Here is a 14,416-nt window from a genome sequence, read left to right as displayed (position 1 = left end):
CCGGGGCCTTGGGGCGCCACCTATTTGATCGATCAGTGATCATTTCCGCAGGTCAGCTTAGGTATGCCTAAGTGATGCAGCGCACCGGGTCTTGATCCCGACGCGGGTTGTCAGGCTCTGAGGAATTACGCAACAATGGCGTTGTGAAAAACGTTGGCGAGGCTCCGCAGGAGGAACTCGCGACCGGTGAGCGTTCGACGCGCAACCGAGTCGCGCGGTCCATCCTGGACCACGGCCCCTCCACCGTCGCCGACCTCGCGAAGCGCCTCGGCCTCACCCAGGCCGCCGTGCGCCGCCACCTCGACACGCTCGCCCATGAGAACGTCGTCGAGCCCCGCGAGCAGCGGGTCTACGGCGCTCGTACGCGCGGCCGCCCCGCCAAGGTCTTCGCGCTCACCGACTGCGGCCGGGACGCCTTCGACCAGTCGTACGACAAGCTCGCCGCCGACGCCCTGCGCTGGATCAGCGAGCGGCACGGCGAGGGAGCGGTCGTCGAATTCGCCCGCGACCGGATGGCCGCCCAGGCGGTGGCCTACCGCAAAGCGGTCGAGGCGGCGCCCCCCGAGCAGCGTGCCGAGGCTCTAGCGAAGGCATTGACCGCCGACGGGTACGCTGCTACGGCCCGCACGGCGCCAGTAGGCGAGCAGCTGTGCCAGCACCACTGCCCGGTCGCCCACGTCGCCGAGCAGTACCCACAACTCTGCGAGGCGGAGACGGAGGTCTTCTCCGCCCTCCTTGGGACGCACGTACAGCGGCTTGCCACCATCGCCCACGGCGACGGCGTCTGCACGACGTTCATCCCCCGCAACACCCCGCAGTCTTCACAGACCACCGAAAACGCATCCGCAAGCACGGCCGGGAGGAACCCCGCATGACGCTCCCCACGGAGACTGCCCACCCCGAACTCGAGGGTCTGGGCACGTACGAATACGGCTGGGCCGACTCCGACGTGGCCGGAGCGTCCGCCAAGCGCGGCATCAACGAAGACGTCGTCAAGGACATCTCGGCCAAGAAGTCCGAGCCCGAGTGGATGACGAAGCTGCGCCTCAAGGGCCTGCGGCTCTTCGACAAGAAGCCCATGCCCAACTGGGGCTCGGACCTGTCGGGCATCGACTTCGACAACATCAAGTACTTCGTCCGTTCCACGGAGCGGCAGGCGGAGTCCTGGGAGGACCTGCCCGAGGACATCAAGAACACGTACGACAAGCTCGGCATCCCCGAGGCGGAGAAGCAGCGCCTCGTCGCCGGTGTCGCCGCTCAGTACGAGTCCGAGGTCGTCTACCACCAGATCCGCGAGGACCTGGAGGAGCAGGGCGTCATCTTCCTGGACACCGACACGGCGCTGAAGGAGCACCCGGAGCTCTTCAAGGAGTACTTCGGGACCGTCATCCCCGTCGGCGACAACAAGTTCGCGTCGCTGAACTCCGCCGTGTGGTCCGGCGGCTCGTTCATCTACGTCCCCAAGGGCGTGCACGTCGAGATCCCGCTCCAGGCCTACTTCCGCATCAACACGGAGAACATGGGCCAGTTCGAGCGGACGCTGATCATCGTCGACGAGGACGCCTACGTCCACTACGTCGAGGGCTGCACGGCGCCGATCTACAAGTCGGACTCGCTGCACTCCGCCGTGGTCGAGATCATCGTCAAGAAGGGCGGCCGCTGCCGCTACACGACGATCCAGAACTGGTCGAACAACGTCTACAACCTGGTCACCAAGCGCGCCGTGGCGTACGAGGGCGCGACCATGGAGTGGATCGACGGCAACATCGGCTCCAAGGTGACGATGAAGTACCCCGCCGTCTACCTCATGGGCGAGCACGCCAAGGGCGAGACGCTGTCCATCGCCTTCGCCGGCGAGGGCCAGCACCAGGACGCCGGTTCCAAGATGGTCCACATGGCGCCCAACACCTCCTCCAACATCGTCTCGAAGTCCGTGGCGCGCGGCGGCGGCCGCACCTCCTACCGCGGTCTCGTCGAGATCGGCGAGGGCGCGGCCGGATCGAAGTCGAACGTCCTGTGTGACGCGCTGCTCGTCGACACGATCTCCCGCTCCGACACGTACCCCTACGTGGACGTGCGCGAGGACGACGTGTCCATGGGCCACGAGGCGACCGTCTCCAAGGTCTCCGACGACCAGCTCTTCTACCTGATGAGCCGCGGTCTGACGGAGTTCGAGGCCATGGCGATGATCGTGCGCGGCTTCGTCGAGCCGATCGCCAAGGAGCTGCCCATGGAGTACGCCCTGGAGCTGAACCGGCTGATCGAGCTGCAGATGGAGGGTTCGGTCGGTTAAGACCGGACACCGTCCCCGCAGCGACCGACTTCTTTACCCAGAGAGAGAGCACGACGACAGCCATGGCTGAGGCTCAGAACATTCCCGTGGGGTCGACGACCGCCGGGTCCATCGCGGTGGCCGCCGAGTCCACCGTCGCCACCCGCATGAGCGCTCCCCCGTCCTTCGACGTGGCGGACTTCCCGGTCCCCCACGGCCGCGAGGAGGAGTGGCGGTTCACCCCGCTGGAGCGCCTTCGCGGGCTGCACGACGGCACGGCGGTCGCCACCGGCGGCATCCGTGTCGAGGTGACGGCCCCGGCGGGCGTGACCCAGGAGACCGTGGGCCGCGAGGACGTGCGCGTGGGCAAGGCGGGCAAGCCCGTCGACCGCGTCGCCGCGCAGGCCTACAGCTCCTTCGAGAAGGCCTCGGTGGTGACCGTCCCCAAGGAGACGGTCCTGACCGAGCCGATCCGCATCGCCGTGCACGGCGAGGGCGGCCTCGCCTTCTCCCACCAGGTCATCGAGGTGGGCGCGTTCGCCGAGGCCCTCGTCGTCATCGACCACACCGGTGACGCCGTGCTCGCCGCCAACGTCGACTACCTCCTGGGCGACGGAGCCAAGCTCACCGTCGTCTCCGTCCAGGACTGGGACGACAAGGCCGTGCACATCGCGCAGCACAACGCGCTGATCGGCCGGGACGCCACCTTCAAGTCGGTCGTCGTGACCTTCGGCGGCGACGTCGTCCGCCTGCACCCCCGCGTCGAGTACGCGGGCACCGGCGGCGAGGCCGAGCTCCTCGGCCTGTACGTCACCGACGCCGGCCAGCACCAGGAGCACCGCCTCCTGGTCGACCACAACCAGCCGCACTGCAAGTCGAACGTCGTCTACAAGGGCGCGCTCCAGGGCGACGACGCCCACGCCGTGTGGATCGGCGACGTCCTCATCGAGGCCGCCGCCGAGGGCACGGACACGTACGAGATGAACCGCAACCTCGTTCTGACCGACGGCGCCCGTGTCGACTCCGTGCCGAACCTCGAGATCGAGACCGGCGAGATCGTCGGCGCGGGCCACGCCTCGGCGACCGGCCGCTTCGACGACGAGCAGCTCTTCTACCTGCAGTCGCGCGGTATCCCGGAGGAAGAGGCGCGCCGCCTCGTCGTCCGCGGATTCTTCGCCGAGCTGGTCCAGCAGATCGGTCTGCCGGACGTCGAGGAGCGCCTCATCGCGAAGATCGAAGAGGAGCTGGAGGCGACGGTCGCATGACCTTCGTACGCGCCTGTGGCCTGAGCGAGCTGTCGGAGGACACCCCGAAGCGGGTGGAACTCGACGGCACGCCGGTCTCGGTCGTCCACACCGAGGGCGAGGTGTTCGCGATCAACGACATCTGCTCGCACGCGAACGTCTCCCTCTCCGAGGGCGAGGTGGAGGACTGTCAGATCGAATGCTGGCTGCACGGCTCCGCCTTCGACCTCCGCACCGGCAAGCCGTCCGGTCTCCCCGCGACGCGCCCCGTCCCCGTATACCCCGTAAAGATCGAAGGGGACGATGTGCTCGTCTCCCTCACCCAGGAGTCCTGAGGCACATGGCAACGCTTGAAATCCACGACCTGCACGTCACCGTCGAGGCCGACAACGCCACGAAGGAGATCCTCAAGGGCGTCGACCTCACCGTGAAGCAGGGCGAGACGCACGCCATCATGGGCCCGAACGGCTCCGGCAAGTCGACGCTCGCCTACTCCATCGCGGGTCACCCCAAGTACACGATCACGCAGGGCACCGTCACCCTCGACGGCGAGGACGTCCTGGAGATGTCCGTCGACGAGCGCGCCCGCGCCGGCATGTTCCTCGCCATGCAGTACCCGGTCGAGGTCCCCGGCGTCTCGGTCTCCAACTTCCTGCGCACGTCGGCGACGGCGATCCGCGGCGAGGCCCCCAAGCTGCGCACCTGGGTGAAGGAGGTCAAGGGCGCGATGGAGACGCTCCAGATGGACCCGGCCTTCGCCGAGCGCAACGTGAACGAGGGCTTCTCCGGGGGCGAGAAGAAGCGCCACGAGATCCTCCAGATGGAGCTCCTCAAGCCGAAGATCGCGATCCTCGACGAGACGGACTCCGGCCTGGACGTCGACGCCCTGCGCCAGGTCTCGGACGGCGTCAACCGCGTCCGCGAGACCGGCGAGGTCGGCACCCTGCTGATCACCCACTACACGCGCATCCTGCGCTACATCAAGCCCGACTTCGTGCACGTCTTCGCGAACGGCCGCATCGCCGAGTCCGGCGGCGCCGAGCTCGCCGACAAGCTGGAGGCCGAGGGCTACGAGGCCTACACGAAGGGTGGCGCATCCGCGTGACACAGCTGCCGGGCCTCCTCGACACCGAGGCGATCCGCAAGGACTTCCCGATCCTGGATCGCACGATCCACGACGGCAAGAAGCTCGTATACCTGGATAACGCGGCGACCTCCCAGACGCCGCGCCAGGTGCTCGACGTACTCAACGAGTACTACGAGAAGCACAACGCCAACGTCCACCGCGGCGTGCATGTCCTCGCGGAGGAGGCCACGGCGCTGTACGAGGGCGCCCGTGACAAGGTCGCGGCGTTCATCAACGCGCCGAGCCGCGACGAGGTGATCTTCACCAAGAACGCCTCGGAGTCGCTCAACCTCGTGGCCAACATGCTCGGCTGGGCCGACGAGCCCTACCGCGTGGACCACGAGACCGAGATCGTCATCACGGAGATGGAGCACCACTCCAACATCGTGCCGTGGCAGCTGCTCTCGCAGCGCACGGGCGCGAAGCTGAAGTGGTTCGGTCTCACGGACGACGGCCGGCTCGACCTGTCCAACATCGACGAGGTCATCACGGAGAAGACGAAGATCGTCTCCTTCGTCCTGGTCTCGAACATCCTGGGCACGCACAACCCCGTCGAGGCGATCATCCGCCGTGCGCAGGAAGTCGGCGCGCTGGTCTGCATCGACGCCTCGCAGGCCGCCCCGCACATGGTGCTCGACGTGCAGGCGCTGCAGGCCGACTTCGTGGCCTTCACCGGCCACAAGATGCTCGGCCCGACCGGTATCGGCGTCCTGTGGGGACGGCAGGAGCTGCTCGAGGACCTGCCGCCGTTCCTCGGCGGCGGCGAGATGATCGAGACCGTGTCGATGAGCTCGTCGACCTACGCTCCCGCGCCCCACAAGTTCGAGGCGGGCACGCCCCCGGTCTCCCAGGCCGTCGGCCTGGGCGCGGCCGTGGACTACCTCTCCGCGATCGGCATGGACAAGATCGCCGCTCATGAGCACGCGATCACCGAGTACGCGGTCAAGCGCCTCCTCGAGGTCCCCGACCTCCGGATCATCGGCCCGACGACGGCCGAGGACCGCGGCGCCGCGATCTCCTTCGCGCTCGGCGACATCCACCCGCACGACGTGGGCCAGGTTCTGGACGAGGAAGGCATCGCCGTCCGCGTGGGTCACCACTGCGCCCGCCCGGTCTGCCTCCGCTACGGAATTCCTGCGACCACGCGAGCGTCGTTCTATCTGTACTCCACGCCCGGCGAGATCGACGCGCTGATCGACGGCCTGGAGCACGTACGGAACTTCTTCGGCTGAGGGGCTGACCGGGACGTGAAGCTGGATTCGATGTACCAGGAAGTCATCCTGGACCACTACAAGCACCCTCACGGGCGCGGTCTGCGCGACGGTGACGCCGAGGTGCACCACGTCAACCCGACGTGCGGCGACGAGATCACGCTGCGCGTGAAGTACGACGGGTCGACGATCGCCGACGTGTCGTACGAGGGCCAGGGCTGCTCCATCAGCCAGGCCAGCGCGTCCGTCCTGAACGACCTCCTGGTCGGCAAGGAGCTCGCCGACGCGCAGAAGGTCCAGGAGGTGTTCCTGGAGCTGATGCAGTCCAAGGGCAAGCTGGAGCCGGACGACGCGATGGAGGAGATCCTGGAGGACGCCGTCGCGTTCGCCGGGGTCTCCAAGTACCCGGCGCGTGTGAAGTGTGCTCTGCTGAGCTGGATGGCGTGGAAGGACGCGACGGCGCAGGCACTCGGTACCGACGTCGCTGAGAGGAAGACCGCATGAGCGAGAACGAGACCCTGACCAAGCCGGCCTCCGAAGAAGAGGTCCGCGAGGCGCTGTACGACGTGGTCGACCCCGAGCTGGGCATCGACGTCGTCAACCTCGGCCTGATCTACGGCATTCACGTCGACGACGCGAACATCGCGACGATCGACATGACGCTCACCTCGGCGGCCTGCCCGCTGACGGACGTCATCGAGGACCAGGCGAAGTCCGCCACCGACGGCATCGTCAACGAGCTCCGGATCAACTGGGTCTGGATGCCGCCGTGGGGCCCGGACAAGATCACGGACGATGGCCGCGAGCAGCTTCGGGCGCTCGGGTTCAACGTCTGAGAGATCTCCGGGACATACATCCCCGATGAGGCCCCCCGCGCTACCCGCGCGGGGGGCCTCATCGCGTCTACGGGACCGGCTGCGGCGCCGCGGCCGACGCCTCCGTGAGCGTCTGCGCGAGGTTCTCCTTGCGGATGCGGCGGTCCAGGTAGAGCAGGGCCGTCACCAGGGGCAGGAACACCGTCGCCGCGAGTTGCGCGAGGAAGCTGCCGAGCAGGCCGAGGACCGCGTACAGGCCGAACTGGGAGCGCAGTTGGTCCAGGAGGTAGGCCGACGCGGAGTCGTCCGGGTCGACCGGGGGCGGGGTCGGCGCGGCGAACTGCAGGGGGAGCCGCAGGGCGAGCGAGACGCCCGTCACGATGAGACCCGCGAGCAGTGAGATGCCGAAGGTGCGCCACCAGGCGCCCCGCACCAGGCGTACGGAGCGCCACAGCGCCGTGAACGGGCCCGCTGTTTCGAGGGCCGCGGCCGCCGGGGCGAAGGCGAACAGGACGTACAGCCAGGCCGCGAGCGGCAGCGTGAGCAGGAACAGCGGGAAGACAAGGCCGATGGGGATGAGCGACTGCGTCATCATCAGGAAGAGGAGCGAGAGGAAGAGCAGCGCGAACGCGGCCACCGGCAGCATCAGGACGATCGAGAGCAGCAGGGTCACGGCAAGGACGGACGGCGTCCGCGACCATGCCCTGCGCCAGACCGCGCCGAACGTCGCCGGGCGGCCGAGGACCGCCTCGTGCAGCGTGGCGGCGCAGGCCGCCTGGACGAAGGAGTTGACGACCAGCGTGGCGAGCATGAACACCAGCCACACCAGGCCGAACGCGACCAGGATCGGCCTGCCGTCGTCCCAGGAGAAGTCCGCGCCCGGTTCGGACATGGCGCGGAAGTGTTCCCGGCTCGCGGCGTAGGCGAGTACCCCTCCCGCCACGACGACGACGGCGAGCAGGCCGTAGGCCGCGGCCGCGGTGCCGAACAGCGGCTTGGCGTAGCGCCGCATCGTCGCGAACGCGCCGCCGATGATGTGGTTGGCGCCCAGTGGCGCGAGGGGGATGACGCCGGGCTTGGGCGGCGGCGGTGGCGGAGTCCAGCCGTAGCCGTTCCAGCCCCAGCCGGGCGGCGCTCCGTACGGCCCCGGCGGTCCGCCGTAAGGCGCCTGTGGTCCCCACCCCGGTATCTCTGACATCCCTCTTGTGCTCCATGGCGTCGTGCGGTGTTCCGCGTGTGTTGGCTGTGGCCCCCCACAGTGATCGCGTCACCTTAACCGGTTTCCGGCCAGACTCTGCGTACGCCCGTACACAACGTTATGTACACTCGTACGCATGGGATACGCACTGCTGGCCGGCGCGATCGTGGCGGAGGTGGCCGGGACGACGGCCATGAAGTACAGCGAGGGCTTCAGCAGGCTCTGGCCCTCGCTGATCACCGTCGCGGGGTATCTGATCGCCTTCACCCTGCTCGCGCAGACCCTGAAGACCTTGTCGGTCGGCACCGCCTACGCGATCTGGGCCGGGATCGGCACCGCCGCGGTGGCCGCCATCGGCATGATCTTCATGGGGGAGTCCGCCGGTCTCGCCAAGATCGCGGGGATCGCCCTGGTGATCGCGGGCGTCGTCCTGCTCAACCTCGGCGGGGCCCACTGATGGTCCGCCGGTACGACCCCGAGCGCCGCCAGCGGATCATCGACGCCGCGATCCGGGTGGTCGGGAAAAAGGGGATCAGCGGGCTCAGCCACCGCTCGGCCGCCGCGGAGGCCGATGTGCCGCTCGGGTCGACCACGTACCACTTCAAGACGCTCGACGAGCTGATGGTGGCCGCCCTGCGGCAGTCCAACGAGGGCTTCGCGAAGGTGATGGCCGCCGGTCGCGCGTTCGAGGACCCCGACGCCGACCTCGCGGCGGAGCTGGCGCGGATCCTCGGCGACTGGTTCGCGGGGGAGCGGTCGGGGGTCGAGCTGGAGTACGAGCTCTACCTCGCCGCCCTGCGCAGGCCCGCCCTGCGGCCCGTGGCCGCCGAGTGGTGCGCGGGGCTCGCCGAGGTCCTCGAACGGCGCACCGATCCGGTGACCGCCCGCGCCCTGGTCGCGCTGATGGACGGGATATCGCTGCAGGTGCTGCTCACGGGCGGCGAGTACGACGCGGTGTATACGCGGGAGATGCTCGACCGGATTCTGCACGGCGAGAGCTGAGGGGCGCACTCCGGTCGGTGGTCCGCCCCGGCGGGCGGGGAGCTCCGCAAGAGGCCGACTGCCGTGTCCGGATACCGCACGCCCGTGGCCCGGTCGGTGGCGTCTTGCTCCCGGCGTCGCCGGGCGGTGCGCTGCACCCGGTGCCGAAGGGCGCGCGGTGAGGGTGGGGAGTGTGCCCCGGTGCGGCCCCGCCGCCGTCGCCGGCGGCAGCCCGGTCACTGAGACCGGTTCGCCCGCGCGGCGCGCCGCCGGTTAGGTTTTCCCCATGACCGACACGAACGCTTCCCGCACCACCGGCGCCGTCGCCGCAGGCCTCGCCACCGTCACCGCCGACGGCACCGTTCTCGACACCTGGTTCCCCGCGCCCGAGCTCGTCGCCGAAGCGGGCCCCGCAGGCACCGAGCGGCTCACCGCCGAGCGTGCCGTGCAGCTGCTCGGCGACGGCGCGGCCAAGGCGATCGGCCCGGACGCCCGCCGTGGCGTGGAGATCGTCGCCGTACGTACGGTCATCACGTCCCTCGACGAGAAGCCGGTCGACGCCCACGACGTCTACCTGCGTCTGCACCTGCTCTCGCACCGCCTGGTCAAGCCGCACGGCGTGAACCTGGACGGCCAGTTCGCCTTCCTCGCCAACATCGCCTGGACCTCGCTCGGCCCGGTCGCCGTCGACGACCTGGAGAAGGTGCGGCTCAACGCCCGCGCCGAGGGCCTGCACCTCGCGGTGACCTCCGTCGACAAGTTCCCGCGCATGACGGACTACGTCGCACCGAAGGGCGTCCGCATCGCCGACGCCGACCGCGTGCGGCTCGGCGCGCACCTCGCCGAGGGCACCACCGTCATGCACGAGGGCTTCGTGAACTTCAACGCGGGCACGCTCGGCACCTCCATGGTCGAGGGCCGTATCTCCGCCGGTGTCGTCGTCGGCGACGGCTCGGACATCGGCGGCGGCGCCTCCACGATGGGCACCCTCTCCGGCGGCGGCAACGTCCGTATCGTCATCGGCGAGCGCTGCCTGATCGGCGCCGAGGCGGGCGTCGGCATCGCGCTCGGCGACGAATGCGTCGTCGAGGCCGGTCTGTACGTCACCGCGGGCACCCGCGTGACCATGCCCGACGGGCAGATCGTCAAGGCCCGCGAGCTCTCCGGCGCCTCGAACATCCTCTTCCGCCGCAACTCGGTCACCGGCGCCGTCGAGGCCCGCCCGAACAACGCGGTATGGGGCGGCCTGAACGACGTGCTGCACAGCCACAACTGAGCACCGCCTTCCGCGAAGAGCGCCCTCCGGTCCGCACCGGGGGGCGCTCTTCGCGTCGTGCCGTGCGTAAGCTGCCCTGCCACGTGTGCGCGGGCCGCGTGGGACGAGGGGAGAGAGCGACATGCAGCGAGCGGGTATACGGGCCCTGGCTCTGGGCGCGGTGGCGGTACTCGGTCTTGCCGCCGGGTGCGGGCAGAGCACCGGGCAGAGCCGGGGTGTCGGCGGCGGGGCGGCGCAGGAGATGAGCCGGGCCTCCACCGGCGGCCACAGTTACCCCCTGGAGAAGAGCGACATTCCCTGGAGCGGCAGCCCGAGCCCCTTCAACGCACAGGTCAAGCTCGCCGACGGGCGACGCGTGGCGATGCACTACATGAAGGGCAAGGGGCTCCTCGTGCAGGACTACAGCCCCAAGGCCCGGGGCTGGTCCAAGTCGGCCCTCGTGTACAAGACGCGGACCGACGCCTGCCAGGGGATCACGCTCAAGGCCAAGGACGGCACGGTCGCCGCCTTCGGGGACTTCGGCGTCTACTGCGCGGACGGCGAGCCGCCGACCGAGTCAGTCGCCGCGGTCGCCACGGGCCCGCTGACGAAGTGGGCCACGCACCTCACGAAGAACTTCGACGGCTGGGAGAAGATCGCCGTCGCCGCGGGCGGCAAGAAGGCCACCTTCAGCCGGGGCACCGACACACTCACCTGGACGAAGACCGCCGGCTTCCCCGCCACGAGCTGACTTCCCGGACGCAGGCGCCGCGCGCTGACACCAGCGTCTGCCGCGTCTGCCGCGCCCGCTCCAGCGCGTCGTACGCGGCGAGCAGCCCGTCGGTCGTTTCGCGGTCGGCGGTTCGCAGTGGTGCGCGGACGGGGCCGCCGGGCAGGCCGAGTGCGCCGAGCAGTGCCTTGGAGGTGACCGTGCCCGGCAGGCCCGCGTCCATGGTCAGCTCGATCAGTTCCATGGCCTGCTGCTGGAGCCGCCGGGCCCGGTCGGTGTCGCCCGCGTCGAACGCGTCGATGATCGAGCGGAGGTGTCCGGGCACGGCATTGGCGACCGTGCTGATGTAGCCCGCGCCGCCCACCGCGTACAGCGCGAGGATGAGTTCGTCGCAGCCCGTGTAGTAGGCCAAGTCGCTGCGTGAGAGCACCTTCTGGGTGCCCATCAGGTCGTACGCGCAGTCCTTCACGGCGACGATCCGGGGATGTTCCGCGAGCCGCAGCATCGTCTCCGGTTCGATGCGGGTGCCGGTGCGCCCCGGGATGTCGTACAGCGCGATCGGGAGGCCGGACGCGTCGGCGACCTCCAGGAAGTGCGCCTCGACAGCGTCCTGCGGGGGCCTGCTGTAGTAGGGGGTGACCACCAACAGGCCGTCCGCGCCCGCCTTTTCGGCTTGCAGCGCCATCTCGACGGTGTGCCGCGTCGCGAAGCTGCCGACGCCCGCGACGATCGCGGCCCGGTCACCGACCGCCTCGGCGACGGCACGTACGAGCGCGGCCTTCTCGTCGTCGGACGTGGTGGGGGACTCGCCGGTGGTGCCGGAGAGCACGAGGCCGTCGCAGCCGTCCGCCACCAGGCGCTCGGCGAGCAACTGGGCGCCGTCGAGGTCGAGCAGACCGTCCGCCGTGAAGGGTGTGACCATCGCGCACAGGGCGCGGCCGAACGGGGGAGGCGTTGCTGGGGGAGAGGTCATAGAGGCAGTGTCGGTACGCCGATGCTGAAGCTCCACTTAATTCTGCTACGAGATATGCGACAGGAATGCTACGAGGTGCCCGCCGGTCGACGCCCGCCCTAGTGCCAACTCGCCTCCGTATGGGCCACCATGGGGGCGTCGGTAGTCGCAGGACGGCCGCTCGGCAGCGCGGCCGGTCACAGGAGGCGTCATGAGGCTGGGCAAAGCACTCGCCACCGGGATCGCCGAGGAAACCCCGCAGGACCGGCTGCGGCAGGACCATCGTGAGCAGCACGCGGAGGCGGAGCCCGAACGGGTGACGGCGGCCGAAGAGCCCGCCGCCGAGCGGCCCGCGGCCGGAGTCCCGGCAGTCCGATGAGGCTGCGGCTCCCCGAGGAACGCCCGACGGAGCCGCCGACCGGATACAAGATCGCCCGCCTGGCGCTGTCCCACGACGGCGCCAGGGCCGGGTTCACCGGCGTCTCCCTGGGCGCGGCCCTGCCCTACGGCGCACTCGATACGGCCCACTGCGTCTACGGCCGACGGCACAAGGCCCCGCACCGCCGCTGCGACTGCGGTTTCCACTGCGTCCACGAACGCGCCGCGGCGGAGGCCTTCCTGTGCACCGGCGAGCACCGGGGGGCAGCGCTGCTCGAAGTGACGGTCCTCGGCGCGTACATCCGCTTCGAGCGCGGCTTCCGGTACGCACGCCAGCGGGTGCGCGCCGTCACCGTGCGGCCCTGCGGCTGCGGCGCGCGGGCCGCGGTGCTCGCGGACGCCGGGTGGGGAAAGCCGGGGTGGCGGGTGGTCGAGGGGGCGTGCGCCGCCTGTGTGGGCAAGCGCGTGTCGCTGCGGCTCACGGAGTTCGCCCGCCTCGCGGGGGAGGGCCTCACGGTCGGCGCGGCGCGCCCCGACACCGTGCCGGGCTCGCCCGCGGAGGCCATGGGCGTGCCCGAACTCGTCGCGGAGGCGGCGCTCCTCCAGGCCAGGCTCGACGTGTTCCAGGGCGAGCTGGCGCGGCTCTCGGAGGACGAGAAGGGGTAGCGGCGCGGCGTCCGGCATGAACGGCGCGGGCAGCGTGGTCGTCCGGGTTGACCTCAAGTTTGCTTGAGGTAGCAGTGTGTGGGGCGCGGGTCAGAGCCCGCCCACACACCGAAGGAGCAGGCCATGAAGACGATCGCCGATGCCACGACCCTCCCCGACCCGGCCGGCGCGTACGACGGACTCGTCTTTCTCAGCACGTGGAGCACGGGCACGCCCGAGCGGCAGCGGGCCACGGTCGACGCGATCGCCGAAGCCTGGGCGAGCCGGCCGTGGCCGCACGAGGGCCTGCTCTCGTACACCGTGTACGCGGGCGCCGACGGCTCGACGGTGGCGCACCGCTCGCAGTGGCGGGACGAGGAGGCGTACCAGGACTTCTTCGCCCGCGGCAGGGACGAGCGCAACGCCGAGATCGACGAGGCGGTGCCGGGCATCGAACGCCTCGGGCTGCACAAGACGCGGCTGCGGGACGGGGTGGCGCGGGCCGCGGGTGACGACCGGGCGGCCGGGGCGATCGTGATCACCGAGGGGGACCGTGACAAGGTGCCGGAGGCCGCGCCGGGGCTGATCTCCGTCCACGTCCACGAGACGACGGACGGCGCGCGAGTGATCGACTACGCGGAGTGGGAGAGCGGCGAAGGGCTGCCGGAAGAGGGCAGGTACCGCCTGGCGTACGGCTTCCGGCCGGAGCGCTGAGCGCCCCGCCCTCGCCGCGCGCCGGCGGACGCCCGGCCTCCGCGACCCGGTGCCCTGGACGAAAATATGGGGTGGTGGGACGGTGGAATCTCCGTGCGGGGGCGGGCGCAGGGGACCTCGGCCCTCCGGGCAGCACCAGGGAGTCGCCATGGCCACCGGCAAGGAGTTCGAGATAGAGCGGGAGTTCGAGGTCGACGCCTCTCCCGCCCAGGTCTGGGACGCGCTCACCACCGGCACCGGCGGCTGGCTGTGGCCCATGGAGTACGAACCCCGCGAAGGCGGCGCTGCCCCCTCCGGCGGCACGGTCACCCGCTGGGAACCGCCGCACCGCCTGGCCGCCCGCGTCGCGAACCCCGACGGACTCCCGCCGGGGCAGACCCTCAACCAGCTGGACCACACCATCGAGCCCCGCGACGGCGGCCGCCGCTCCTGGGTCCGCTACGTGCACAGCGGCATCCTCACCGACGACTGGGAGAGCCGGTACGAAGCGGCCGGCAAGCACACCGACTTCTACCTGCACACCCTGCGCCAGTACCTGACGTACTTCCCGGGCCTCCCCGTCACCTTCACCGCCCTCGAAGGACCCGCCCCCGCCGCCGCCCCGGACGCCTTCGCCAGGCTCGGCCGGCGCCTCGGCCTGCCCGACGACGCCTCCGAGGGCGCCCGCGTCCGCGTGGACGCCCCCGGAGAACACCTCGACGCGATGATCGACTTCCGCAGCCGGCACTTCATCGGCCTGCGCACGGAAACCGCGCTCCTGCGCTTCTTCGGCCGCAACCACTTCGGCGCCCCCGTGAGCCTGAGCATCCACGACTTCGCCCCGCACGCGGACCCCAAGGGCACCGAACTTGCCTGGCGCGACTGGCTGCTCAGGCTCTACGCGTAGCCAGCAGCC

General features: G+C 70.1%; 18 protein-coding genes. 16 read left to right on the top strand and 2 right to left on the bottom strand.

What is annotated here, in order from left to right; genetic code table 11:
• The first annotated feature begins 143 nt into the window (after positions 1 to 143).
• The 8 genes from ABZ906_RS13890 (at position 144) to ABZ906_RS13855 (ending at position 6,689) form a co-directional block, all read left to right on the top strand.
• Complete coding sequence (locus ABZ906_RS13890; protein ID WP_361188355.1) at positions 144 to 875, top strand: metalloregulator ArsR/SmtB family transcription factor; 732 nt, start codon at positions 144 to 146, stop codon at positions 873 to 875.
• Positions 872 to 2,293 carry a Fe-S cluster assembly protein SufB gene (sufB, locus tag ABZ906_RS13885; protein WP_361188353.1) on the top strand — a complete coding sequence of 474 codons (1,422 nt, stop codon included), beginning with the start codon at positions 872 to 874 and terminating at the stop codon, positions 2,291 to 2,293. The genes ABZ906_RS13890 and sufB overlap by 4 nt, the downstream gene beginning before the upstream one ends.
• A gap of 62 nt (positions 2,294 to 2,355) precedes the next feature.
• Positions 2,356 to 3,537, top strand: coding sequence for a Fe-S cluster assembly protein SufD (sufD, locus tag ABZ906_RS13880; RefSeq protein ID WP_361381723.1), 1,182 nt, complete (start codon positions 2,356 to 2,358; stop codon positions 3,535 to 3,537).
• A complete protein-coding gene (locus tag ABZ906_RS13875) occupies positions 3,534 to 3,851 on the top strand; it encodes a bifunctional 3-phenylpropionate/cinnamic acid dioxygenase ferredoxin subunit (RefSeq protein WP_190083272.1) in 318 nt (105 codons plus the stop codon). Before sufD ends, ABZ906_RS13875 begins: the two co-directional genes overlap by 4 nt.
• 5 nt (positions 3,852 to 3,856) lie before the next feature.
• The gene (sufC, locus tag ABZ906_RS13870) at positions 3,857 to 4,621 is read left to right on the top strand and encodes a Fe-S cluster assembly ATPase SufC (protein WP_361188348.1); all 765 of its coding nucleotides are present in this window, start codon (positions 3,857 to 3,859) and stop codon (positions 4,619 to 4,621) included.
• Positions 4,618 to 5,874, top strand: a complete 1,257-nt coding sequence (locus ABZ906_RS13865) for a cysteine desulfurase (RefSeq protein WP_361188346.1) — start codon at positions 4,618 to 4,620, stop codon at positions 5,872 to 5,874. The genes sufC and ABZ906_RS13865 overlap by 4 nt, the downstream gene beginning before the upstream one ends.
• A gap of 15 nt (positions 5,875 to 5,889) precedes the next feature.
• The gene (gene sufU / locus ABZ906_RS13860; RefSeq protein WP_361188343.1) at positions 5,890 to 6,357 is read left to right on the top strand and encodes a Fe-S cluster assembly sulfur transfer protein SufU; all 468 of its coding nucleotides are present in this window, start codon (positions 5,890 to 5,892) and stop codon (positions 6,355 to 6,357) included.
• A complete protein-coding gene (locus tag ABZ906_RS13855) occupies positions 6,354 to 6,689 on the top strand; it encodes a metal-sulfur cluster assembly factor (RefSeq protein ID WP_160504340.1) in 336 nt (111 codons plus the stop codon). The genes sufU and ABZ906_RS13855 overlap by 4 nt, the downstream gene beginning before the upstream one ends.
• Before the next feature lie 67 nt (positions 6,690 to 6,756).
• Here ABZ906_RS13855 and ABZ906_RS13850 read toward each other — a convergent pair whose 3' ends face one another.
• The gene (locus tag ABZ906_RS13850) at positions 6,757 to 7,866 is read right to left on the bottom strand and encodes an oxidoreductase (protein ID WP_361381720.1); all 1,110 of its coding nucleotides are present in this window, start codon (positions 7,864 to 7,866) and stop codon (positions 6,757 to 6,759) included.
• 136 nt (positions 7,867 to 8,002) lie between these two features.
• On the opposite strand from ABZ906_RS13850, the gene ABZ906_RS13845 reads away from it, so the two are divergent.
• The 4 genes from ABZ906_RS13845 to ABZ906_RS13830 all read left to right on the top strand — a co-directional run bounded on the left by ABZ906_RS13845 (position 8,003) and on the right by ABZ906_RS13830 (position 10,853).
• Complete coding sequence (locus tag ABZ906_RS13845) at positions 8,003 to 8,323, top strand: multidrug efflux SMR transporter (RefSeq protein ID WP_361381717.1); 321 nt, start codon at positions 8,003 to 8,005, stop codon at positions 8,321 to 8,323.
• Positions 8,323 to 8,868 (top strand): TetR family transcriptional regulator, encoded by a 546-nt coding sequence (locus tag ABZ906_RS13840; RefSeq protein WP_361188335.1) that lies wholly within the window; start codon positions 8,323 to 8,325, stop codon positions 8,866 to 8,868. Before ABZ906_RS13845 ends, ABZ906_RS13840 begins: the two co-directional genes overlap by 1 nt.
• Positions 8,869 to 9,133: 265 nt before the next feature.
• Complete coding sequence (gene dapD / locus ABZ906_RS13835; RefSeq protein WP_361381714.1) at positions 9,134 to 10,123, top strand: 2,3,4,5-tetrahydropyridine-2,6-dicarboxylate N-succinyltransferase; 990 nt, start codon at positions 9,134 to 9,136, stop codon at positions 10,121 to 10,123.
• A 121-nt stretch (positions 10,124 to 10,244) separates the two neighbouring features.
• Positions 10,245 to 10,853 carry a hypothetical protein gene (locus tag ABZ906_RS13830; protein WP_361381711.1) on the top strand — a complete coding sequence of 203 codons (609 nt, stop codon included), beginning with the start codon at positions 10,245 to 10,247 and terminating at the stop codon, positions 10,851 to 10,853.
• Here the strand turns inward: ABZ906_RS13830 and dapA are convergent.
• The gene (gene dapA / locus ABZ906_RS13825) at positions 10,813 to 11,805 is read right to left on the bottom strand and encodes a 4-hydroxy-tetrahydrodipicolinate synthase (RefSeq protein ID WP_361381708.1); all 993 of its coding nucleotides are present in this window, start codon (positions 11,803 to 11,805) and stop codon (positions 10,813 to 10,815) included. The genes ABZ906_RS13830 and dapA overlap by 41 nt on opposite strands.
• Positions 11,806 to 11,995: 190 nt before the next feature.
• Between dapA and ABZ906_RS13820 the strand changes: the two genes are divergently transcribed.
• The 4 genes from ABZ906_RS13820 to ABZ906_RS13805 all read left to right on the top strand — a co-directional run bounded on the left by ABZ906_RS13820 (position 11,996) and on the right by ABZ906_RS13805 (position 14,407).
• Complete coding sequence (locus tag ABZ906_RS13820) at positions 11,996 to 12,163, top strand: hypothetical protein (protein ID WP_361381705.1); 168 nt, start codon at positions 11,996 to 11,998, stop codon at positions 12,161 to 12,163.
• Positions 12,160 to 12,828 (top strand): hypothetical protein, encoded by a 669-nt coding sequence (locus ABZ906_RS13815; RefSeq protein WP_361381702.1) that lies wholly within the window; start codon positions 12,160 to 12,162, stop codon positions 12,826 to 12,828. Before ABZ906_RS13820 ends, ABZ906_RS13815 begins: the two co-directional genes overlap by 4 nt.
• A 123-nt stretch (positions 12,829 to 12,951) precedes the next feature.
• Positions 12,952 to 13,521 (top strand): antibiotic biosynthesis monooxygenase, encoded by a 570-nt coding sequence (locus tag ABZ906_RS13810; protein WP_361381699.1) that lies wholly within the window; start codon positions 12,952 to 12,954, stop codon positions 13,519 to 13,521.
• A 148-nt stretch (positions 13,522 to 13,669) separates the two neighbouring features.
• Complete coding sequence (locus tag ABZ906_RS13805) at positions 13,670 to 14,407, top strand: SRPBCC domain-containing protein (RefSeq protein ID WP_361381697.1); 738 nt, start codon at positions 13,670 to 13,672, stop codon at positions 14,405 to 14,407.
• The last annotated feature ends 9 nt before the right edge of the window (positions 14,408 to 14,416 follow it).

The sequence above is a fragment of the Streptomyces sp. NPDC046925 genome (genome assembly GCF_040644915.1).
In the GTDB taxonomy this organism is placed as follows: Bacteria; Actinomycetota; Actinomycetes; order Streptomycetales; family Streptomycetaceae; genus Streptomyces.
The sequence above is the reverse complement of the archived record's forward strand: the minus strand, read 5'-3'. Positions and strand labels throughout refer to the sequence as shown.